Raw genomic sequence first — 19,873 nt, 5'->3', positions numbered from 1 at the left:
ATGCCCACGTTCGACTATCGCGCGCAGGACGCCAATGGCCGCACCTGCCGGGGCCAGCAGCACGCTGACAGCGCACGGCATGCGCGGCAACGCTTGCGCGAGCGCGGCTTGCGCCCCCTTCAGGTGAGCGAAGCCAGCGTCGGCCGCACGGCGGGGCGTTTCGGGCAGCCCGGCACACGCTTGGGCGTGCCCGATCTGGCCTTGTTGACCCGCCAATTGTCGACGCTGGTGCATGCCGGCCTTCCCCTTGAAGAAGCGTTGCTGGCCGTGGCCGCGCAAACCGACAAGCGCAAGGTCGGCAGCTTGCTGGCGGCGGTGCGCAGCCGTGTCATGGAAGGCCATTCGCTGGCCACCGCGCTGTCGGCGTTCCCCCGTGCGTTCCCCGCGTTGTTCTGCGCCACCGTCGCGGCGGGCGAACGCAGCGGTCATCTGGGGCACGTGCTTGAGCAATTGGCTGACTACACCGAAGCCCGTCATGCCGCGCGCCAAAAGATCCAGCTGGCGCTGGTGTACCCGATGATCTTGTTGTTTGCGTCGTTGGCCATCGTCGGGTTTTTGCTGGGGTATGTCGTCCCGGACGTGGTGAAAATTTTCGTCAACAGCGGCCAGGCCCTGCCGGTGCTTACCCAGGCCATGATTGCCCTGAGCACCGGGCTGCGCCGCTACGGCGTGCTCTTGCTGATCGTCCTGATCGCCGGGGTGGGCGCTGCCCGCTGGGCCTTGCGCCAGCCCCGGCTGACCTTGCGCTGGCACGGGTTGCTGCTCGACGCGCCGGTGGTGGGCGGCGTACTGCGGGCCATGGAAGCGGCGCGTTTTGCCAGCACCCTGTCGATCCTGGGCAAAAGTGCCGTGCCGCTGGTGGATGCGCTGGAAATCTCGGCCACGGTCATCGCCAACCTGGCGATCCGCCAACGCCTGCACGAGGTCGCCCGGTCGGTGCGTGAAGGCGGGACCCTGGCCCGGGGCCTGGAACGCAGCGGCGATATCCCGCCCATGATGCTGCACCTGATTGCCAGCGGCGAACGCGCCGGTGAGCTGGACAACATGCTGGCCCGGGCCGCCGAACAACAGGAAAAAACCCTCGCCGCCCGCATCGCCCTGGTGGTGAGCCTGTTCGAACCCATCATGCTGGTGCTCATGGGCGGCGTCGTTTTATTGATCGTGATGGCCATTCTCCTGCCCATTCTTAGCCTCAATCAACTGGTGAACTGACTGATGAACACGTGCTCGAAATCGACCCAACGCGGCTTCACCCTGATCGAAATCATGGTGGTCGTGGTCATCATCGGCGTGCTCGGCGCCATTGTGGTGCCGCAATTCATGAGCCGCCCGGATCAGGCCAAAGTCACGGCGGCACGCACGGACATTCAGGCCATTTCCACGGCGCTGGAAATGTACCGCCTGGACACCTTCAACTACCCCTCCACCCAGCAAGGCCTCGACGCGTTGAGCAAACGCCCGTCCGGTACGCCGGTGGCGAAAAACTGGAACCCACAGGGTTACCTGAAAAGCCTGCCGCTCGACCCTTGGGGCACGCCCTATCAGTACGCCAACCCCGGCACCCATTCGGCCGGTTACGACCTGTTTTCCTTCGGCGCCGATGGCGTGGCCGGGGGGGAGGGCTATGCAGCCGACATCGGTAACTGGAGCGAGTGAGCCATGCGGCGCGCGGTGGCAGGGTTTACCTTGATCGAAATGATGGTGGTCATTGTGCTGATCGGCGTGATGGCGTCGATGGTGCGCATCAGTCAGGGCGACAACCACGCGCGGCTGGCGCGTCAGGAGGCTGACGTGCTGCTGAACCTGATGCACGGCCTGCGTGAAAAAGCCGTGCTCGAAGGGCTCGAATTCGGCTTGCGGCTGGAGCCGACGGCCTACCAACTGATGGGCTTCACGCAGGACCAATGGCAGCCCTTGCAACCTGCCGTGCCACTGCCCGACGGGTTGCAACTGGCCTTGACCCTCGAAGGCCAGTCTCACCCGCTCCACGACAGCGCCCACCGGCCACAGTTGATATGGCTGAGCAGCGACGAAAACACCGCCTTTGATCTGCACCTTGAGAGCCCGCCGGTGCGCTGGCGCAGCATCGTCAGCGACGGTCTGAACGACGCGCGCATCGACGACAACGGCTCGTTGCCATGAACGCTGAAAAAGGCTTCACCTTGCTGGAGATCATGGTCGCGCTGGCCGTCTTCGCCACCCTGTCGGCCGCGGTCATGTCGGCCAGCAGCTATGTGCTGGGGCAAAGCGCACGGGTCGAGTCGCGCTTGTTCGCCGCCTGGTTGGCCGACAACCACCTGAGCGACTTGCAACTGCGGCCGCAGCCGCTGGCAGAAGGGCAAACGGTCCTTAACCTCACATTTGCGCAGCGGGACTGGCGCGTGCAGCAGCGCCTCGCACGCGAGCCCGGCACGGGGCTGTGGCGGGTTGAGCTGGAGGTCAGCCCGGCGGGCAGCGCACAGGTCATGCAGTCGCGGGTGCATTGGCTGGCAGTCCACCATGCGCCCTAACACCCAGGCCGGTTTCACCTTGCTCGAACTGGTCATCGCCATGGCCATTTTTACCCTGCTGGGGATTGGTTGCTGGCGCCTGTTTGACGGGGTGGTGCGTGCCGAGCGCGCCAGCAGTGCCCATGAACAGGCGCTGCGCAGCCTGCAACGAGCGGTGGCGTTGATCGAGCGCGACGCCTTGCACGTGCACACTTCGGCCAAGTCGCCCGGCCTGACGCTCTATACCGACCGGCTCAACCTGCGCCGGGGTAACTGGCGCAATCCGCTGGGCCAACCGCGCAGCGAACTGCAAGACGTCAGCTACCGGCTGGAGCAGGGCGTGCTGTGGCGTTACAGCCAGGGCGTGGGCGTGGCCGGAGTGCAAAAACAGCAACTGTTGAGCGATGTGCGCGCCGTGCGCTGGCGCCTGTTTGATGCCAAGACCGGCTGGCTCAACGCGTGGCCCACCCGCAAGGCTTATGGAAAAAAGACCCCGCAAGCCCTTGAACTCCAGATATCGGTGGGCCGTTTTGAGCAGGTGCGCCGCGTGATGTTGCTGCCGGAGGGCGAGTGAAGCGCCGCGCCCAGCAAGGCGTGGCCCTGATCACCGTGTTGCTGGTGATGAGCCTGGCCTTGCTGATGACGGCCGGGATGCTGCGCAGCCAGCGGCTGTCGTTGCACAGCAACGCCCAACAAATCCATCAATTGCAGTTGCGCCAGCTGGGTTACGCCGGCGAAGCCTGGGGCCGCGAGCGCTTGCGCACGCTGTTGCCCGACCCCGCGTCACCGGTGGCGGCCGGGCAAGCCTGGGCCGAGGGCGAACCGGGCTTGAGCCTCGAAGGCGGCCGGGTGGAGGTTGACATCGAAGACCTCAGCGGGCGTTTCAACGTCACCGCGCTGCTGACCAAAGGCCCGCCCGACGACGCCGTCGCCCAGCGCTGGTTGCGCCTGCAAAAACAGCTCAAGGTCCCGGCGATCGAGGCCACCGCATTTCAGGGTTTGAGCTTGAGTGACATCAGCCAGTTGCGGCAGGTGCCAGGGGTCGATGCCCAATGGTGGGCCCGCATGCAACCTTGGGTCGCCCTGCTGGACAAAGGCGCGCGGCTCAATATCAACACAGCCTCCGTCACGCTGCTGTCCTCGTTGGCGGGGATCACCCCCGATCTGGCCCGCCGCCTGGTGGCCGAGCGGCCTGCTCAAGGCTATGCCAGCGTCGAAGCGTTTACCTTTCTCCCGGCGCTGAGGGGGCTTGGGATTCCGGCCAATGGCCTGGGCATCGACAGCCACCGGTTTCGGATCACCACCCACGTGCGCCTGGGTCAAAGTCGCTTGCGTCTGGAAAGTGACGTCGCGCGCCACTCCACCACCGGCCAATGGCGTCTTTTGCAGCGACGCTTTCTCGCGCCCCTACACAGCGAACCCCACGAATGAACAGCTGGCTCTACCTCCCCGCCGAAGACTTTGCCCGCAGCGACGACATCGACTTCACACGTGCCTGCGTTCACTTCTGGCAGGACGACACCGGCGTGTGCCGTGGCGGGCTGCACGACGCCGCCACGGCGTTCCGGCACCACCCCGTGCAGGTGATCGTGCCCATGGAAATGTGCAGCTGGTTGCTGACCGAGCCCTGGCCCAACAAGCGACGGCCTGGCCTTCAGGCGCTGGCCTTCGCCGTTGAAGAACAACTGGCTGACGATCTCGACGCGCTGCATATCGCCGTTGGCCCGATGGACGCGCTGCGCCGCTACCCCTTATGGGTGACGCACAAACAGCGCTTCAGCCGCGTGCTCGACCAGTTGCAGGCGCTGGGCTTGGACATCGCCAGCGTGCGGGTGGATGCCGACCTGCTGCCCCGCGAACAGGCCTGCGCCGCGCGCTGTCACGGGCGCTGGCTCGTCGGCGGCGCGCAGGACCTCAGGCTGGCGCTCTCGGATCAAGACTACGACACCGTGAAAGCCGGGCTACCCGCCGACCTCATCGAATTACCGGGCGAGCGCCTCAACACGCTGTTCAGTGCGTCCGGCGGCGAGGCGATCAACTTGTTGCAAGGGCCCTTTCGTCCGGCGGCCAAAGCCCTGCCGTGGCGCAGCGTCTGCTGTTGCGTGGGGCTGACGTTGGCCATTGCGCTGGGCTTCACCCATGCGCGCAGCAGCTACCTCGAAACCCAGGCCGCCCGCCTGTACGCCCTGAGTGAAGAACGCTTCAACATCCTCTATCCGGGCCAAACCAGCCGTCTGGATTTGGCGACGCAGCTCAGAGGGTTACAGCAACGGGGCGCCGCGCCCGCCGACGGCCACATGGTGCGTCTGGCCCATTTGGTCGAACAGGTGATCGGCGCCAGCAGCGTCGATGTCCAGCGCCTTGAGTGGCGTGAACATGGCGGCTGGGCCTTGACCATCACGGCGTCCAGCTTCGCTGAGCTTGAGCGGTTGCGTGAGCGGGGCGAGCAAAGTGCGCTGCCGATCAACGTGGGCAATGCCCGTCAGCACGGCAACCGGGTACACGCCTTACTCACACTGGAGGATATTTTATGAAGGCTCGTCTGCGTGAGGGGGTGCAAGCGTGGCAGCAACTGCCGCGCCGCGACCGCCAACTGTGTGTGGCGCTGGCGGTGTTTCTGGCGGGCGTGTTGGCCGTGTACGGGCTGTGGCAACCGGCGCAGCAGCGCCTGCAAACGGCGCAGGCGCTCTATTACAAAAACCTCGCCCTGGCCGGTGAAATACAGCGCACGCGGCCCGTCCAACCGATGAAAGTGCCCGATCAACCGCTGGCCACCCGCCTCAGTGAAAGCGCCGTGGCCGCCGGGTTGAACGTCGAGCAATTTGAGATGGATACCGACGTGCTGCGCGTCACCGTCAGTGCCGAGGCCGGCGCGTTACTGACCTGGTTGGCGCGCATCGAGCATGAAGGCGCCGAGTTTCAGAGCCTGCACCTGGAAAAACGCGACCGCCTGCTTGAAGTCCGGCTCATCATCAAGCGTGTTTGATATTGCCCGGCAGGGCGGGCAAACGCGCCAGGTGCAGCGCCACCAACAGGGCAACCACCAACAGCGCGCCAATGAACAGGCCGATGCCGTTCCAACCCGCCACGTGCCAGAACACACCGCCCAGCGTCCCGGCAACACTCGACCCGGCGTAATAACTGAACAGGTACAGCGACGACGCTTGCCCCTTGGCCTTGGTGGCGCGGCGGCCGATCCAACTGCTGGCCACCGAATGCGCGCCGAAAAAGCCAAACGTGAACAGCAACATGCCGATCACCACCCACGCGATGGGCTCCAGCAGGGTCAGGGCGATCCCGGCGAGCATCAACACAATCACGGCCCACAGCACTTTGCGACGCCCCAGTTTGTCAGCCAGCGCGCCAATCTGTGCCGAGCTGTAAATGCCTGACAAATACACGATGGACAGCAAGCCCACCACGGCCTGATTCATGTTGTACGGATCGGCCAACAAGCGATAACCGATGTAGTTGAACAGCGTCACAAAGCTGCCCATCAGCAGAAAGGCTTCGAGAAACAGCCACGGCAAACCGGCATCGCGAAAGTGCATGGTGAAGCCGTCCAGCAGGCTGCGCGGGTTCATCGCCCGCGGCCGGAAATTGCGCGATTCGGGGAGGATTTTCACGAACACCAGCGCGGCCGCCATGGCCAGCCCGCCGATCACCAGCATCGCCGTGTGCCAGCTCACAAAATCGATCAGCACGCCGCTGATCAAACGCCCGCTCATGCCACCAATGGCGTTGCCGCCGATGTACAAGCCCATGGCCAGCCCGATGTGCTGCGGGTGAATTTCTTCGCTCAGGTACGTCATCGCCACGGCCGCCAGCCCGCTGAGCGACAACCCCACCAAGGCCCGTGTGATGAGCACGCCTTCCCACGTGGGCATCAGCGCACTCAATACGGTAAAGATCGACGCCGAAAACAGCGCAAACACCATCACCGGTTTACGCCCGAAGGCGTCAGAAATCGGCCCGGTAATCAGCAGACCAATGGCCAGCATCGCCGTGGCCACCGACAGGATCAGGCTGCTTTGCGCCGCGTTGATCCCGTATTCATGGGACAGCACCGGCATCATCGGCTGCACGCAATACAGCAACGCAAACGTCGCGAACCCACCCGAGAACAGCGCCAGTACCGTGCGCATAAACATCGGGGTGCCTTTTTCGATAAACACATCATTGAGTTCAGCGACACCATCATCCAGCGCAGACGGCCGGACTTCGTGGGCGAGCGGGGCGACAGCAGTTTTCACGGGGGACCTCAAAAAGCGCGTAAAGCCGAGCGGCAATGGCAAAAGAATATAGGCGGCTAACGATTCTTTCCAATATATTGTTCGACCTGTTTGATAGGTTTTACGACTCATTGGAGAGGGTATGGAACTGCGTCATTTGCGCTACTTCATCGCCGTGGCCGAAGAGCTGCACTTTGGCCGTGCCGCCCAGTTGCTGGGCATCTCGCAACCACCGCTGAGCCAGCAAATACAAGCGCTGGAGCAGGAACTGGGGGCTCGTCTGTTCGAGCGCACCAACCGCCGCGTCGCCCTCAGTGAAGCCGGGCGCCTGTTTCTCGAAGAGGCCCGTCGGGTGCTGGCGCAGGTCGACAAGGCTGCCGACGTGGCACGGCGGGCTCAACTGGGTGAACTGGGCGAACTGAAGATCGGCTTCACCTCCTCGGCGCCGTTCAGCTCCAGCATTCCGCAAGCGATTTTTGCCTTCCGGCAAGCGTTCCCGGCGGTGCACTTGCACCTCAAGGAAATGAGCAGCCGCGAAGTGGCCGACGGGCTGGTGGACGAATCCATCGAAGTGGGGATGATGCGGCCGTTGGTCTTGCCCGATTCGCTGCACGCCGTGGAGTTGTTTCGCGAACCGCTGGTGGCCGTGATCCGCGCCGATCACCCGCTGGCTGACGGCAGTGAAGCGGGGCTGCACCTGGCGGCGCTGGCCGAAGAGCCGTTTGTGTTCTTCCCGCGTAGCTATGGCAGCGGCTTGTACGCGCAGTTACTGAGCCTGGCGCGGCAGGCCGGGTTCAGCCCGCACTTCTCCCAGGAAGCCGGCGAGGCCATGACCATCATCGGGTTGGTGTCGGCGGGGTTGGGTGTCTCGGTATTGCCCGCCTCGTTCCAGCACATGCGCATCAAAGGCGTGGTGTACCGGCCGCTGCTGGACCCGGACGCCAACACCGCAGTGTGGCTGGTGCAGCGCAAGGGCAGTCAGTCACCGATGGCCACGGCGTTTGCAGACCTGCTGACCCGCAAAACCGTGGCCCCGGTCTGAGTCAGGCCAGCAACCTGTCCACTGCCGTACGGGCCTGTTGAATCAGGTGCACCACCGCCAGCGCTACATCGCGGTTCAAGCCTTGCAGGTTGTCCGCCGAGGCGTACGCCGTCGCAAGCGCGCAGCGCAGTAATTCGTGGGTGTGTTCCAGGTGTTGTTCGTATTCGGGGGTGTGGTTCATGCGCAGTTCCTTAAGTGATAAGAGCTGACGCCATTTGCTTGCACACAAAGAGGGTGGCAGCTGTATGCGGGTGTGCAAGACCGGAGGAACGCAAACCGGCAGGCCAAAGACCTCCCACATACAGCCGCCATAAATCGGGCTTCTGAAAGTGACATTTGCGTATTTCGAACTTGCACGTCCGGCCACCCATGGGGGATGACGAACCGGAGGCTATCGATCGAAAGAGACAGACGCAAGGCCCGTGGATTCTCTAGGAAACGTCCTGCAAAGGAAAGCGACAACCCCTCCGACCCGGCCCGCAGCTTGGCAACGGCTACCTGACGAGAAGCCCTTTCTGACGAAAGGAAATCGCAGTGGATGATGTCGAAGATGTTGCTTGTGGGCTACAAATTGCTGGCTGTACGTGATGCAACCTGGCCGCCAATGGATTCTCCTGCTCTGTGCAGGCGACAAGACCACCCAGATGCGCGACATCAAGCACGCCAGGCTGATTGCCCATGCGTGGAAGGAGCAAAACCTGTGACTGAACATTTCTCACGCTGGGACACGGCTGAAGGCCTCAAGACCGAAGAGGACATCGGTCATTACCTTCAAGCCTGCATGGAAGAAGCGGGCGACGACCCTGCCTTTATTGCCAAGGCACTGGGCACCATTGCGCGAGCGCGCGGCATGAGTCAGGTGGCGCGCGATGCAGGACTCTCCAGAGAAAGCCTGTACCGCGCGCTGTCCGGGGAAGGAAACCCCGAGTTCGGCACGCTGCTTAAAGTGGCCAAGGCGCTGGGGTTAAAGCTGCACCTTTCCCTCTAATCGCCTGCCGTGTCGCCAGGCTTCAGTTCACCTTCGCCAGATCACCTTTCAGCGCAACACCCGCAATCACGGCGCCCGCATGGCACTCGTAGGTTTTCGGGTCTTTGCGTTCGTTGCGTTTGTAGAAGCTGGCGATGCTGGTCACGGCGTTGGCGCCGACTTTTTTCGCCGCTTCATGCATCGTGATCAGCGCCGATTGCAGGGCCCACGAACAGGCTTGTTCGTCGCTCTTGTTGAAGGCGTTGGTCTTTTTGTTGGTCACCGCGCCCGGGCTGACCACGGTCACTTTGCCGCGTGGGGTGTTGCCGGCCAGGTAGAACTTGACGCTGCCGTCGATCTTGCCGGTGCTGATGGCTTCGGTCACAACCTGATCGAAGGGCAGGTACAGCGCGGTGTCGCGGGCCTGGCTGACGGCAGGCAGGGTGCACAGCAGCAGGGTGGTGGCGGCTGCCAGAGTGTTGAATCGCATTGAAGTCTCCATGACGTTGTATGAGTGCGTTACTGCGGTGTGGCCAAAGCCGATTCAGACAGCTGTCGGGCTGTCAGTTCGTTTTGGTGGTCTTTGAGTTCACGCAAGATGCCCTTGTCCAGCAGGCGCACCCAGCGGATGTAGTTCTTGTGGATCTTGCCGTCCTTGTAGTCCAGGCCGCGGCTGTCGCGGTACTGGATGCGGTAGTGGTCGGCGCTGTACGGGATGTCGATTTCAGCGTGGTACTGGCCGCGCACCGTGATCTGCGCCTGCACCCTGTTCGGGGTGATTTGCTGCACCGTCCATTGGCGCGCCACCAGCGTTTTGACGATCGCCTGTTGCATCTGCGCGCGGTCGGTCTTGAGGGTCACGGGCAGGGTGCGGTCCGGGGTGAGCAGGCGTTTGCTGCTGCATGCCACCGTGCTCAGGAGGGCGAGGGCGATCAGGGTTGCGCGTAACAGGTAAGTCATTGCATGGGCTCCAGCGGGTTCACGCCCAGCGACGGAAGATCAACGACGTGTTGACCCCGCCGAACGCAAAGTTGTTGTTCATCACGTAATCGTTGTGCATCGGGCGAAACTCGCCGCGCAGGTAGTCCAGCTCGCCACACCGCGGGTCGATGTGGTCCAGATTGAGCGTTGGCACGTAGCGGTCGCGGTTCATCATTTCGATGCTGAACCAGGACTCCAGCGCGCCACAGGCGCCGAGGGTGTGGCCCAAAAAGCTTTTTTGCGAACTGATGGGCATGCGCGCCCCGAACAGCGCATGGGTGGCCAGGGTTTCGGCAATGTCGCCCTGCTCGGTGGCGGTGCCGTGGCCGTTCACGTAGCCGATGGCCCGGGGCTCAAGGCCGGCGTCTTCGAGCGCCAGCTCCATCGCCCGGCGCATGGTGCTGACCTCCGGGCGCGTGGTGTGCTGGCCGTCGGCGTTGCTGCCAAAACCGACGATTTCGGCATGGATGTGCGCGCCTCGCGCCTGTGCGTGTTCCAGTTCTTCGAGCACCAGCATGCCGCCGCCTTCACCGATCACCAGCCCGTCGCGGCCATTGTCGTAAGGGCGTGGGCTGGTCTGGGGGGCGTCGTTTTTCAGGCTGGTGGCGTACAGGGCGTCGAACACCATGGCTTCGGTCGGGCACAGCTCTTCGGCGCCACCAGCGAGCATCAGGGGCAAGCGCCCGAACTTGATCGCCTCGTAGGCGTAGCCGATGCCCTGACTGCCGCTGGTGCAGGCGCTGGAGGTCGGGATCAGGCGCCCGGTGAGGCCAAAAAAGATGCTGATATTGGCCGCTGTGGTGTGCGGCATCATGCGCACGTAGCTGTTGGCGTTCAGGCCTTCGGCCACGGAGTTGAGCAGCATGTTGCCGAACGCTTTGATCTCGTCCGTGCTGCCGGTGGACGACCCGCACGCCACGCCCATGCGCCCGTCGCGGATGATCGGGTTGCCCAGCAAACCGGCGTCTTGCAACGCCTGCTCGGCGGCGCCCACGGCCAGCCGCGACACGCGGCCCATGCTGCGCAGCTGCTTGCGGGTCCAGTGCGCGGGCACCGCAAAGTCATCGATGGGCCCGGCCAGGCGGGTGTTGAGTTCAGTGAACCGGTCCCACTCGTCCATGCGCCGAATGCCGCTGCGCCCGGCCATGAAGTTGGCTTCGATGCTGGCCCAGTCGCTGCCCAGCGAGGTGATGCCGGCCATGCCGGTGACGACAACGCGTTTCATCAGCACAAGCCTCCGTTGACGGCCAGCACCTGGCGGGTGATGTAGCCCGCCTCGGCGGACATCAAAAAGTTGACCGCGCCTGCGACTTCTTCCGGGGTGCCCATGCGTTGCGCGGGGATCATTTTCATCAATTCTTCTACGGGGACGTTGTCGTCGAGCATGGCGGTGTCGATCAGGCCCGGCGCGACGCAGTTGACGGTGATCTTGCGTTTGCCCAGCTCAATGGCCAGGGCCTTGGCGGCGCCGATCAGCCCGGCCTTGGAGGCGCTGTAATTGACCTGCCCGCGATTGCCGATCAGCCCCGACACCGAGGTGATGCACACAATGCGCCCGGCTGCGCGGCGGCGGATCATGGGCATCATCACCGGGTGCAACACGTTGTAAAAACCGTCGAGGTTGGTGCGCATCACCACGTCCCAGTCGTCTTCGCTGAGCGCGGGGAACGCGCCGTCACGGGTCAGCCCGGCGTTGAGCACCACGCCGTAATAGGCGCCGTGGGTCTCGACGTCGGTTTCGAGTGCGGCCTTGCAGGCGGCGCGGTCCGACACATCAAATTGCAGCACGCGGGCGCTGCGGCCCAGGGCGTGAACCTCGGCCATCACGGCATCGGCTTGCGGCCTGCCGCTGCGGCAATGCAGCACCAGGTCGAAACCGGCCTGCGCCAGACGCAGGGCGATGGCGCGGCCGATGCCACGGCTGGAGCCAGTGACCAAAATGGACTCAGACATGGCGGGTCTCCGAAGTGGGTTGAGCAAGGTAATGGTCGGCCTGAGGCGGGCGGAACACGTTCAGGCGGGCGGTGGCATGGATGCCGGGGCCGGTGAGGTGGCACTCGAACACGCCCATGCCGTTGTCGTCTTCCAGCGAGCGCAGCGCGTGGATGTGCAGCTCGGTGCCCGCCGGGAAGTGTTCAACGTTGCATTCAAATTTGCGCGTGCCGAGCAAAAAGCCCAGCACCACCGGGTCGCCCAGCAGGCGCGCACGGCAACCGGCGTAGGCGGCCACGCTTTGCGCCATCAGTTCGACACCGACCCAGGCGGGCAGGCTGCCGTCTTCACGGTTGAACAAACCGCCCGCGCGCACCGTGAGGCGGGTGTGGATCTGCTCTTCATCAAACGCCAGCACCTGATCGATGAGGATCATGTCACCGGCGTGGGGCAGTAATTCGGCGAGCGGCCAATCGATCATGGGGCGTCTCCGATAATCAGGCTGACGTTATTGCCGCCGAAGGCAAACGAATTGCTCATCAGGCAGCGCTCAGCGGTTGTGGTCAGGGGTTGGCCGGGCGTCACCCAGTGCAGGGCGGGCAACGCCGGGTCAGGCCGGGCGTCCCACACGTGCGGCGCCAGCGCATTGCGCTCAAGGCTCAGCCAGCAAAAGGCAGCTTCCAGCGCACCGGCCGCGCCCAGGGTGTGGCCGGTCATGGGTTTGGTCGACGAGCACGGCACGCCGTCCGGGAACACCTGCGCCACGGCCTGGCTTTCCATGGCGTCGTTGTGCTGGGTGGCGGTGCCGTGCAGGTTCAGGTAGGCGATCTGGTGCGGCTGCACCTTTGCCCGGCTCAAGGCCGTGTGCATGGCCTGCACGGCGCCGCGCCCGGAGGGTTCGGGGGCGGAAATATGGTGCGCGTCAGAACTGGCGCCCGCGCCCAGCAGGGCGATGGCGTGAGTGGTCGCCGGTTGCTTGCTCATCACGAACAGCACGGCGGCTTCACCGATGTTGATGCCGCGCCGGTTAATTGAAAACGGGTTGCAGCGTTCATCGGCCACCGCTTCGAGCGAGCAGAACCCGTTGAGGGTCAGCGCGCACAGGCTGTCGACACCGCCGCACAGCACCACGTCGCACAGGTTCATGTCCAGCAGGCGCTGGGCGCTCATCAGGGCGCGGGCGCTGGAGGTGCAGGCGGTGGAAATCACGTAGGCCGGGCCGCTGATGTTCAGCCACTCGGCCAAAAAGGTCGCCGGGGCGCTGAGTTCTTGCTGCTGGTAGTCGTAGTCGCCGGGGAAGTGCTGCGTTTGCAGGTAGTGGGCGATGCCACGGCTGGCTTCGTCGATGCCCGAGGTGCTGGTGCCCAGCACGATGGCCACGCGGTCAGCGCCGTAGGTGTCAATCGCCTGCCGGATGTCGTCTTCAATCTGCAACGCGGCTTCGAGCAACAATTGGTTATTGCGACTGCTTTGCTGATTGAGCCCGCTCGGGATCGACGCCAGCGCGCCACGCACCGCGCCCACGGTCAGCGAGCGCTCCGGCACCCAGCCGCTTTCGCGCTGCATGCCGCTGCAATCACCGGCAAACAGGTTGCGCGCCACTTCGTCCTGGCCCCGGCCCAGCGCGCACACAACACCCAAGGCATTCAGGTAGGCGGTCATCGGCTGGCCTCGTCATCCAGCGGGCTGATGTCGTAATACACATCGCCCTGGGTATTGATACGCAACCTGTGCGGCTGCTCGTACTGAATCATCCAGCGGTGGGGCAACACGCGCACAGTGGACATGGCCTTGGCCTGTGGATAATTACGCTTCAATTCGTCGGCCGGGGTCAGCGCAAACAGCAGCGCGGCGAACAGCTCGCGGGCCTCAGGGTTGGGCGGCAGCAAGCCGTCGGCGTGCCAGCGGTTGTCCTTGAGCAACTGGCGCGCCAGCGGAATCCCCAGCGGGTCCATCAACGACCAGCGCAGCCCGGCGTCTTCCTGCTGGATCACCAGCAGCCAGTCTTGACGCTGATCGGCTTGCTGGCGCTGCACATGCAGCTGCATCGGCAGCGCCAGGGTCGGTGTCTGACGGGGCAGCGGCAGGGTGCTGCACCCGGTGAGCAACAGCAACAGGCACGTCCAGAGCGCCAGCATCCCCTGGCGGCGAGCCGAACGCGCAATGGTCACGTCGGCACGCATCATGCCGAGGCGCCTTGCAGGGGCTTGCGCGCCACGACGTTGACCAGGGTTTCTTCGCGCTGGCCCACCGGTTTTGGGCGGCGCAGGCCCAGGCGCTCCAGCAGCCCGAAATCCTTGGAACGGCTCCACCACAGGTACGGGTACGACACGTTGCGCGCATCAAACTCAAACCCTTGGTCGCGGATCATCTCGAGGTATTGCGCGGCGCTTTTTTGCACGTGCATCGGGTGGCGGAACAGCCAGCGGATGACCCAGGTGTCGATGTAGGCTTCGGTGGACTCGGCAAACAGCAAGTAACCGCCCGGCTTGAGCACCCGGTAGAACTCGGCCAGTGCGCGGTCCTGCTGCACCAGGTGGTGAAACGTCTGGTGACAGAACAGCAGGTCGACGCTGGCATCGGGCATGTCGAGTTCGGCGCAGTCGCTGCCGATCAGTTCGATGTCGAGCCCCTGGCGTCTGGCTTCTTCGCGGCTCATGTCAAGGCTCAGCGGGTCGGCATCCAGACCGATCAGACGGTCTGGGGCGAACGTCCGGTGCAGGTACTGGAACGACTTGCCCTGCCCGCACCCGGCGTCCAGCAGCACCGGCGCGGCAGGCAGCGGGTCGCTGAACAGGCTGCGCAGGTCGTTGATGGCCACGCGCAACACGTGGTGCTGCCACGTGTGGCTGCGCAAAAACCAAAAGCCGAAACGGGTTTCTTCAACGTAGGTGTCGCTCAGAGGTTTCATGCGGGCTCCGTGGCGCAGATATCGGACAGCATGCGCAACCGGCGCTTGGGTTCGCTGACAAAAGGGTTGCGTTCATCCCAGGCGTAGCCCGCCAGAATCGAGCTGATCATGCGGCGAATCTGTGGCGAGCTGCCGGGGTGGAAAATCACGTCCTGGAAGGTGCCGGCGTACCAGCCTTCGACGTAGCAGCGGAAGGTGTCGACGCCGCGTTTGAGCGGGTCTGCGAACTCGGTTTGCCAGTCCACGGCTTCGCCTTGCAACTGGCGGTGCAACACGGCGGCGGCCATGCTCGCTGAGCGCATGGCAATGGTCACGCCCGAAGAAAACACCGGGTCGAGAAATTCGGCAGCGTTGCCCAATAGCGCAAAGCCCGGGCCGTGCAGGGTTTTGACGTTGGCCGAGTACCCGCTGAGGGTGCGCGCCGGGGTGTCCCACACGGCGTTGGCCAGCACCCGTTGCAGGCTCGGGGTCTCGTCGATAAAGCTGCGCAGGCGCTCGTCGAGGTCTTCGCTGCGGCCTGCGAAATGCTCCGCCGCCGCGACCACGCCCACCGAGCAGCGGCCATTGCTGAACGGGATGCTCCAGAACCAGATGTCGCGTTGGGTCGGGTGGGTGGTGACGAGGATTTTGTTGCGATCAAAGCCGTCGCACGCGATGCGGTCTTCGACGTGGGTGAACACCGCCTGACGCACCGGGAAGTTCGACGGTGCTTCCAGATCGAGCAGGCGCGGCAGCACGCGGCCATAGCCGCTGGCGTCGAGGATGAAATCGGTTTCGACCTGATAGCGGCTGCCGTCTTCGCGCTCGATCTCCAGCCGCGGTTTGGCCCGCTCAATGTCAGTGGCGATCACGGTGTGGCCGTAGCGGATCTCAACCCCTTGCAGCGCGGCCTGGTCGGCCAGCAATTTGTCGAAATCGGCGCGCTGTACCTGAAAGGTGGTGGGTTTGCCGTTGCTGAAGGTGTCGCCAAAGTCGAACGCGCTGACGTGATCGCCCCAGGCGAACGCCGCGCCGTTTTTCAACTGGAAACCCGCGGCTTGCACGGCGTCCAGCATGCCGGCTTCTTCGATGAAATCGATGCAATGCGACAACAGGCTTTCACCGATGGAGAAACGCGGGAAGTGCTGGCGCTCGACGATCAACACATCGTGACCGTTGCGTTTGAGCAAGGCTGACGCGATCGCGCCGGACGGCCCGGCACCAATCACCACCACCTGACGACGTTCCATTTCTACTACTGACACAAGGGCTCCTTGCCGGGGACTACGGCAGACTTCAACGGGGTTTTGTTCATACCCGCCAGCGCCGGTAACAGCGTGGCGATCAGGCCCATCAGCATCAGCGCGAAGTACAGCGCGGGGCTGATGAGTTGTTGTTGCAACAACAGGTTGAGAAACACGATCTCGCTCAACCCGCGAATGTTCAGTAACAGGCTTTCACGCCAGCGGCTGGCACCGGCAAACGACGGCGTGGCCCAGCTCAGGCCCAGCCAGTTGCCCAACACTTTGCTCACCACCGGCAACAGCAACAGCGCGCTCATTTGCAGCGGGCTGATGTCACTCAAAGCGCTGTGGACGTTGATCTGCACAATGCCAAACGTGAGGATCAGCGGGATCGCCAGCCAGGTGTGTAAACGTTCAGCCCAGACAGCGTTTAACGGCATCACCAGCGGCACCTTGAGCGCGGCCATGCACAACAGATAGCCGACCCCGAAAATCAGCGCATTGAGGCGGTAATGTTCGGCCACCACCAGCCCGGCAAAAAAGCTCAGGCTGTACCACAGCGGCTGACGAATCCGCAGGAGGCGCCCAGCCAGCGGCAACAGGGCCCCGGCGAGCGGCAGCAGCAAACTGGCGAGGTCCAGGCTGCCTTGCGCCAGCCCGAACAGGGTCCAGCAGGTGAGGTCGATCAGGATCGCGCTTTGCACCAGCCGCCGGGTAGCAGCGGGCGGATAACCGATGTGGCACAGGTACAGGTACAGCACCGGGATGGCGGTGATGGCAAACACCAGCCCCACGGCCAGCGAACTCAGCCAGGGTTGCTCGGGCAACAGCCACACGGCGCAGGCCAGTCCGCAGGTGAACGGCACGAGAAAGCTGGGCAGGGCGATTTTTACACTTTGGCGGTCGAGGCGCAGGTCGATCACGTCGCTCAAAATGTGCCCCAACAACAAGGCGAAACTCAGGCTGTACAAGCCCTTGAGCCAGGTCGGGGCGACCAGTTGCGCGCCGCTGAGGTGCCAGTGCGGCCCGATCCACAGCAGCATCAGCAGCGGCAAACCGATGGAGGCCAGCAGCAACTGGCTGACAATCGGGATCACGCCAAACTGGCGCCCTACACGGGTCGCCAGCGCAAACAGCGCCAGGGCCAGCAGCCAGAACACCAGGGTCATCACGCTGTAGGCTCCTGACGTGCGGCCCACGGCGCGAGGATGAAACTGAACGCCAGCCCCAGGCTCACCGACAGGCCAAAGTTACTCACGGCGGGCGTACTGGACACGGCCAGCAAGCCAAACGACAACCAGGTGGTCAGCGCCGCCAGCAATGTGCCGAGCAAGCTGACGGCCGCGCCGCCAATTTGCTCGCGCATCAGAATCGCGTAATCGACGCTGATCGCTGTCACCAGCAACAGGCCGAACAGGCTGAACAGGGTCAGGGGCTGGCCCAGCCAACCGAGGCTGGCGAGGCTGCACAGTGCGGCCAGCAGCGGCAGGGCGACAATGCGCACGGCGCCGCCCAACCCGAACGGTGCAATCAGCAACAACACGATCAGGGCGCAGGACAACAGCTTGAGTTCAGCGGCGCTGATTTGCGTGGCGGCGAACACTGAGTTCAAGTCCCCCAGGCGGTCCACCAGCTCGACGCCGGGCAAATCCCGGGCTTGCTCGCGCAGCAGGCTGGCATCGTTCAACCCTTGCAGGCTGACCATCGCGGCGACGCCGTCGGCGTCACGGCCCAGCCACAACAGGCGCCACGGCTCGGCCAGCGGCCCATTCAGCGCAGCGTCGATGCGTTGCTCGGGCAGGGCTTGCAACTGGGCCAGTTCGTTTTGCAGCGCAGCAAGCGGCACGCCCAGCGCCAGCAGCGGTTGCCAATGCCGGGGCAACGCACTGAGCGCTGCCCGTAAGCGCTGTTGCTCGCGAGGCGGGCTGACCAACTGATTCAGCGCCAGATAGCCCTGTAACGTGCCCTTGCCGATCAACGCGTCCAGCCGTTCGCTGAGCGCGGCCTGGCGCTCCAGCAGTTGTTGCTCAGAGTCGGCGCGCACCAGAAAGAACTGGCTGGTGGGCTGATACCCGGTGATGCGGGCGATGGCTTGCGCTTGGGTCATCAACTGCGGCGGTGCGCTGACCCACTGGCGGATGTCGTTTTTGCTGTTCAACTGCCACAGCCCTGCCGCACAGAACATCAGCAGCAGTGCCAGCAGCGCCGGGGTCGGGACTTTTTTCAGCAAGGCTTGGCGGGCGTTGAGCAAGCATTGGGCGACGTTCAACGGCCACTGCGCAGGTCGCAGCACCACGCCATTGAGCAAGGCGGGCAACAGGCACACGGCGCTCAGGTAGGCCCCGACCAACCCGGCGGCGGAAAAAATGGCGATCTGGGTCAGCGCCGGGAACGGGGTAAAGGCCAGTGCCAGATAACCGATGCAACTGGTGGCCAGGCTCAGGCTCAGGCCGGGTAACGTCAGGCGCAGGGCGGGCCAGCTGCGCCAGGGTTTCAGGCTCCAGCTTTTGGACAAGTAATGCAGCGGGTAATCCACCGCCACGCCGATCAGGCTGGAGCCCAGCACCAGCGTCATCACGTGCATGCTGCCGAAAAAGGCCACGCAGGCCACGGCACCGAACAGCATGCCCACCAGCACCGGCACGAACGCCAGCAGCACGCGCCAACGGCGAAATGCGAGCAGCAACAGCAGCAGAATACCGACCGTGGCGCCGCCGCCGACCCAGGTGATTTCCCGGCTGGCTTGTTGCTGACCGCTGGCGGCGTACAGCAACCCGCTGGCGGCCAGCAGCTCGACCTGTTGCGTGGCCGCCTGCGCCCGGCTCTGCTCCAGCAAGGCCGCGACCTGCATGGGCAGGGTCAGGTCAAACGCATTGCCTTGCGTGCGGGCGCGCAACAGCACCCACTGTTTGCCGTCGGCATGGGCCATCAGCGCGCCGCTGCCGATGTCCAACTGCACCGCGCCACGCTGCGGCTGGCTGTTCTGTATGCGCCCGGTCAGGCCCAGCCAATCGTCTTGACTGGGCACCAGGCTGAAGCCGGTGAAGGGGTCGAACAACGCCTGAACCCGTTGCTCAATGAAGGCGTCCGGGTGCGCGATCAACTGTTCGCGGTCGGCGGCCGAGAGCATCGCCAGTCGTCCGCGCAGCAATTGCTCGCGCAGCGCCGGGAGATCGGCTTGCAGGTTCCATTGCACCTGTTCAAACAGGCCGCTGGCCTGCCATTGCTCCCCCAGTTGCTGGGCCATGTTGATGGCCTGCTGACGATCCGCACTGCCCACCAGCACCAGCATTTCGCGGTTCAGTGGCTCTTGCATGCGCTGTTCGGCGCGCAATTGCAGCGCGTCGGGGGCGTCGCCGGGCACCAGCGCCATCAGGTTGGCCGACAAGGGCGCGCCCTGGCGCCACTGCCAGCCCGCCACGGCGAGCACGGCCAGCAACAGGATCAAAAAGCCCCGTGGCAACCAGCGTTCACTGCGCAAAGTCGTGTTGCTCCGCTGCCGTCAACGGTTGATGGCTGATGCTGTTGTGCATCGTCAGCAGCGTGCTGTCGCCCTGGGTTTCGTGCAGCTCGATGCGTTGCACCAGCGCGCCGCCTTCGATGTCGATGTGCTTGAACACCTGTTTGAGCAGCAACGAACGCGGGGTCAGGGTCAGGTTCCAGTGATCGGCTTGGCCTTGCAGTTGCAGGTCGAAATCCCGTTGCAGGCCACTGCTGTCGCCTTGCAACACCGCGAGGAACAAGCGGTTCTGTTCCGCGCCAGCGCTTTTGCCGGGAAGCATCTGCCACTGCGTGCCGTCACGCCGGGCGATGCCCTGGGGGGTGATGCGGTAGTCCTGTTGCAACGGCGTTTTGAGTTGCCAGAGCAGGCCGTGGTCTTTGGCCAGCACAAAGGTGCCGGTGCTGGTGAGGGGTTTGGGCAGGGCGCGCAGGTGTTTTTCCTGGATGAAGTCGCCGTGGATGACGTGCGGCTTGGCCAGTTGTTCGCTGAGCTGTTGCAGGTCGAAGGCGTGGGCCAGCGGCGAGAACGCCATAAAGGCGGCGATCAGCAGGCAGAGGCGCGTACGGCGCTTGCCCTCACCCCGAGGGTGAGGGC

The 19,873-nt window shown here is 64.1% G+C and carries 24 protein-coding genes; 10 read left to right on the top strand and 14 right to left on the bottom strand.

What is annotated here, in order from left to right:
* From gspF to gspM, 8 genes are read left to right on the top strand one after another with little or no spacing between them, the layout of a single operon-like run.
* The gene (gene gspF / locus BKD70_RS13270; protein WP_047273005.1) at positions 1 to 1,212 is read left to right on the top strand and encodes a type II secretion system inner membrane protein GspF; all 1,212 of its coding nucleotides are present in this window, start codon (positions 1 to 3) and stop codon (positions 1,210 to 1,212) included.
* A gap of 3 nt (positions 1,213 to 1,215) precedes the next feature.
* Complete coding sequence (gspG, locus tag BKD70_RS13265; protein WP_047273006.1) at positions 1,216 to 1,656, top strand: type II secretion system major pseudopilin GspG; 441 nt, start codon at positions 1,216 to 1,218, stop codon at positions 1,654 to 1,656.
* 3 nt (positions 1,657 to 1,659) lie between these two features.
* Complete coding sequence (gspH, locus tag BKD70_RS13260; protein WP_047273007.1) at positions 1,660 to 2,142, top strand: type II secretion system minor pseudopilin GspH; 483 nt, start codon at positions 1,660 to 1,662, stop codon at positions 2,140 to 2,142.
* Positions 2,139 to 2,510, top strand: a complete 372-nt coding sequence (gene gspI, locus BKD70_RS13255; RefSeq protein WP_047273008.1) for a type II secretion system minor pseudopilin GspI — start codon at positions 2,139 to 2,141, stop codon at positions 2,508 to 2,510. The genes gspH and gspI overlap by 4 nt, the downstream gene beginning before the upstream one ends.
* The gene (gene gspJ, locus BKD70_RS13250; RefSeq protein ID WP_047273009.1) at positions 2,500 to 3,063 is read left to right on the top strand and encodes a type II secretion system minor pseudopilin GspJ; all 564 of its coding nucleotides are present in this window, start codon (positions 2,500 to 2,502) and stop codon (positions 3,061 to 3,063) included. Before gspI ends, gspJ begins: the two co-directional genes overlap by 11 nt.
* Entirely contained in the window at positions 3,060 to 3,920 is an 861-nt protein-coding gene (locus tag BKD70_RS13245) for a type II secretion system protein GspK (protein WP_240477999.1), read from the top strand. Before gspJ ends, BKD70_RS13245 begins: the two co-directional genes overlap by 4 nt.
* The gene (gene gspL / locus BKD70_RS13240; protein WP_047273010.1) at positions 3,917 to 5,023 is read left to right on the top strand and encodes a type II secretion system protein GspL; all 1,107 of its coding nucleotides are present in this window, start codon (positions 3,917 to 3,919) and stop codon (positions 5,021 to 5,023) included. Before BKD70_RS13245 ends, gspL begins: the two co-directional genes overlap by 4 nt.
* Positions 5,020 to 5,475 carry a type II secretion system protein GspM gene (gene gspM, locus BKD70_RS13235; RefSeq protein ID WP_047273011.1) on the top strand — a complete coding sequence of 152 codons (456 nt, stop codon included), beginning with the start codon at positions 5,020 to 5,022 and terminating at the stop codon, positions 5,473 to 5,475. The genes gspL and gspM overlap by 4 nt, the downstream gene beginning before the upstream one ends.
* On the opposite strand, the gene BKD70_RS13230 is transcribed toward gspM, so the two are convergent.
* Positions 5,462 to 6,640 carry an MFS transporter gene (locus BKD70_RS13230; protein WP_230683820.1) on the bottom strand — a complete coding sequence of 393 codons (1,179 nt, stop codon included), beginning with the start codon at positions 6,638 to 6,640 and terminating at the stop codon, positions 5,462 to 5,464. The genes gspM and BKD70_RS13230 overlap by 14 nt on opposite strands.
* Positions 6,641 to 6,863: 223 nt before the next feature.
* On the opposite strand from BKD70_RS13230, the gene BKD70_RS13225 reads away from it, so the two are divergent.
* Positions 6,864 to 7,763 carry a LysR family transcriptional regulator gene (locus BKD70_RS13225; RefSeq protein ID WP_047273013.1) on the top strand — a complete coding sequence of 300 codons (900 nt, stop codon included), beginning with the start codon at positions 6,864 to 6,866 and terminating at the stop codon, positions 7,761 to 7,763.
* A gap of 1 nt (position 7,764) precedes the next feature.
* Here BKD70_RS13225 and BKD70_RS13220 read toward each other — a convergent pair whose 3' ends face one another.
* Positions 7,765 to 7,944: a DUF6124 family protein gene (locus tag BKD70_RS13220; protein ID WP_047273014.1), complete on the bottom strand. Its 180-nt coding sequence runs from the start codon at positions 7,942 to 7,944 to the stop codon at positions 7,765 to 7,767.
* A gap of 519 nt (positions 7,945 to 8,463) precedes the next feature.
* Here BKD70_RS13220 and BKD70_RS13215 point away from each other — a divergent pair.
* A complete protein-coding gene (locus BKD70_RS13215) occupies positions 8,464 to 8,751 on the top strand; it encodes an addiction module antidote protein (protein ID WP_047273015.1) in 288 nt (95 codons plus the stop codon).
* Positions 8,752 to 8,773: 22 nt separating this feature from the next.
* Here BKD70_RS13215 and BKD70_RS13210 read toward each other — a convergent pair whose 3' ends face one another.
* The 12 genes from BKD70_RS13210 to BKD70_RS13155 are packed head-to-tail and all read right to left on the bottom strand — an operon-like array spanning position 8,774 to position 19,811.
* Positions 8,774 to 9,220, bottom strand: a complete 447-nt coding sequence (locus BKD70_RS13210; protein WP_047273016.1) for a hypothetical protein — start codon at positions 9,218 to 9,220, stop codon at positions 8,774 to 8,776.
* Positions 9,221 to 9,249: 29 nt separating this feature from the next.
* The gene (locus BKD70_RS13205) at positions 9,250 to 9,690 is read right to left on the bottom strand and encodes a hypothetical protein (RefSeq protein WP_047273017.1); all 441 of its coding nucleotides are present in this window, start codon (positions 9,688 to 9,690) and stop codon (positions 9,250 to 9,252) included.
* A gap of 19 nt (positions 9,691 to 9,709) precedes the next feature.
* Positions 9,710 to 10,936: a beta-ketoacyl-ACP synthase gene (locus BKD70_RS13200; protein WP_047273018.1), complete on the bottom strand. Its 1,227-nt coding sequence runs from the start codon at positions 10,934 to 10,936 to the stop codon at positions 9,710 to 9,712.
* Complete coding sequence (fabG, locus tag BKD70_RS13195) at positions 10,936 to 11,664, bottom strand: 3-oxoacyl-ACP reductase FabG (RefSeq protein ID WP_047273019.1); 729 nt, start codon at positions 11,662 to 11,664, stop codon at positions 10,936 to 10,938. Before fabG ends, BKD70_RS13200 begins: the two co-directional genes overlap by 1 nt.
* Positions 11,657 to 12,124, bottom strand: coding sequence for a hotdog family protein (locus tag BKD70_RS13190; RefSeq protein WP_047273020.1), 468 nt, complete (start codon positions 12,122 to 12,124; stop codon positions 11,657 to 11,659). Before BKD70_RS13190 ends, fabG begins: the two co-directional genes overlap by 8 nt.
* A complete protein-coding gene (locus BKD70_RS13185; protein ID WP_047273021.1) occupies positions 12,121 to 13,305 on the bottom strand; it encodes a beta-ketoacyl-[acyl-carrier-protein] synthase family protein in 1,185 nt (394 codons plus the stop codon). The genes BKD70_RS13190 and BKD70_RS13185 overlap by 4 nt, the downstream gene beginning before the upstream one ends.
* Entirely contained in the window at positions 13,302 to 13,781 is a 480-nt protein-coding gene (locus tag BKD70_RS13180) for a DUF3261 domain-containing protein (protein WP_047273055.1), read from the bottom strand. The genes BKD70_RS13185 and BKD70_RS13180 overlap by 4 nt, the downstream gene beginning before the upstream one ends.
* A 44-nt stretch (positions 13,782 to 13,825) precedes the next feature.
* Positions 13,826 to 14,554, bottom strand: coding sequence for a class I SAM-dependent methyltransferase (locus BKD70_RS13175; protein WP_047273022.1), 729 nt, complete (start codon positions 14,552 to 14,554; stop codon positions 13,826 to 13,828).
* Positions 14,551 to 15,798: an NAD(P)/FAD-dependent oxidoreductase gene (locus BKD70_RS13170; protein WP_088500214.1), complete on the bottom strand. Its 1,248-nt coding sequence runs from the start codon at positions 15,796 to 15,798 to the stop codon at positions 14,551 to 14,553. The genes BKD70_RS13175 and BKD70_RS13170 overlap by 4 nt, the downstream gene beginning before the upstream one ends.
* Positions 15,789 to 16,949, bottom strand: coding sequence for a hypothetical protein (locus tag BKD70_RS13165; RefSeq protein ID WP_047273024.1), 1,161 nt, complete (start codon positions 16,947 to 16,949; stop codon positions 15,789 to 15,791). The genes BKD70_RS13170 and BKD70_RS13165 overlap by 10 nt, the downstream gene beginning before the upstream one ends.
* Complete coding sequence (locus tag BKD70_RS13160; protein WP_047273025.1) at positions 16,946 to 19,258, bottom strand: MMPL family transporter; 2,313 nt, start codon at positions 19,256 to 19,258, stop codon at positions 16,946 to 16,948. The genes BKD70_RS13165 and BKD70_RS13160 overlap by 4 nt, the downstream gene beginning before the upstream one ends.
* Positions 19,248 to 19,811 (bottom strand): outer membrane lipoprotein carrier protein LolA, encoded by a 564-nt coding sequence (locus tag BKD70_RS13155; protein ID WP_047273056.1) that lies wholly within the window; start codon positions 19,809 to 19,811, stop codon positions 19,248 to 19,250. The genes BKD70_RS13160 and BKD70_RS13155 overlap by 11 nt, the downstream gene beginning before the upstream one ends.
* Positions 19,812 to 19,873: the final 62 nt, after the last annotated feature.

The organism is Pseudomonas sp. BS-2016, from assembly GCF_001806145.1.
GTDB lineage: Bacteria > Pseudomonadota > Gammaproteobacteria > Pseudomonadales > Pseudomonadaceae > Aquipseudomonas > Aquipseudomonas lundensis.
The sequence above is the reverse complement of the archived record's forward strand: the minus strand, read 5'-3'. Positions and strand labels throughout refer to the sequence as shown.

Coding starts and splice junctions, on each gene's coding strand:
- gspF (WP_047273005.1), top strand. CDS start 1: ATGCCCACGTTCGACTATCGCGCGCAGGACGCCAATGGCCGCACCTGC.
- gspG (WP_047273006.1), top strand. CDS start 1,216: ATGAACACGTGCTCGAAATCGACCCAACGCGGCTTCACCCTGATCGAA.
- gspH (WP_047273007.1), top strand. CDS start 1,660: ATGCGGCGCGCGGTGGCAGGGTTTACCTTGATCGAAATGATGGTGGTC.
- gspI (WP_047273008.1), top strand. CDS start 2,139: ATGAACGCTGAAAAAGGCTTCACCTTGCTGGAGATCATGGTCGCGCTG.
- gspJ (WP_047273009.1), top strand. CDS start 2,500: ATGCGCCCTAACACCCAGGCCGGTTTCACCTTGCTCGAACTGGTCATC.
- gspL (WP_047273010.1), top strand. CDS start 3,917: ATGAACAGCTGGCTCTACCTCCCCGCCGAAGACTTTGCCCGCAGCGAC.
- gspM (WP_047273011.1), top strand. CDS start 5,020: ATGAAGGCTCGTCTGCGTGAGGGGGTGCAAGCGTGGCAGCAACTGCCG.
- BKD70_RS13230 (WP_230683820.1), bottom strand. CDS start 6,640: ATGTTTATGCGCACGGTACTGGCGCTGTTCTCGGGTGGGTTCGCGACG.
- BKD70_RS13225 (WP_047273013.1), top strand. CDS start 6,864: ATGGAACTGCGTCATTTGCGCTACTTCATCGCCGTGGCCGAAGAGCTG.
- BKD70_RS13220 (WP_047273014.1), bottom strand. CDS start 7,944: ATGAACCACACCCCCGAATACGAACAACACCTGGAACACACCCACGAA.
- BKD70_RS13210 (WP_047273016.1), bottom strand. CDS start 9,220: ATGCGATTCAACACTCTGGCAGCCGCCACCACCCTGCTGCTGTGCACC.
- BKD70_RS13205 (WP_047273017.1), bottom strand. CDS start 9,690: ATGACTTACCTGTTACGCGCAACCCTGATCGCCCTCGCCCTCCTGAGC.
- BKD70_RS13200 (WP_047273018.1), bottom strand. CDS start 10,936: ATGAAACGCGTTGTCGTCACCGGCATGGCCGGCATCACCTCGCTGGGC.
- fabG (WP_047273019.1), bottom strand. CDS start 11,664: ATGTCTGAGTCCATTTTGGTCACTGGCTCCAGCCGTGGCATCGGCCGC.
- BKD70_RS13190 (WP_047273020.1), bottom strand. CDS start 12,124: ATGATCGATTGGCCGCTCGCCGAATTACTGCCCCACGCCGGTGACATG.
- BKD70_RS13185 (WP_047273021.1), bottom strand. CDS start 13,305: ATGACCGCCTACCTGAATGCCTTGGGTGTTGTGTGCGCGCTGGGCCGG.
- BKD70_RS13180 (WP_047273055.1), bottom strand. CDS start 13,781: ATGCTGGCGCTCTGGACGTGCCTGTTGCTGTTGCTCACCGGGTGCAGC.
- BKD70_RS13175 (WP_047273022.1), bottom strand. CDS start 14,554: ATGAAACCTCTGAGCGACACCTACGTTGAAGAAACCCGTTTCGGCTTT.
- BKD70_RS13155 (WP_047273056.1), bottom strand. CDS start 19,811: ATGGCGTTCTCGCCGCTGGCCCACGCCTTCGACCTGCAACAGCTCAGC.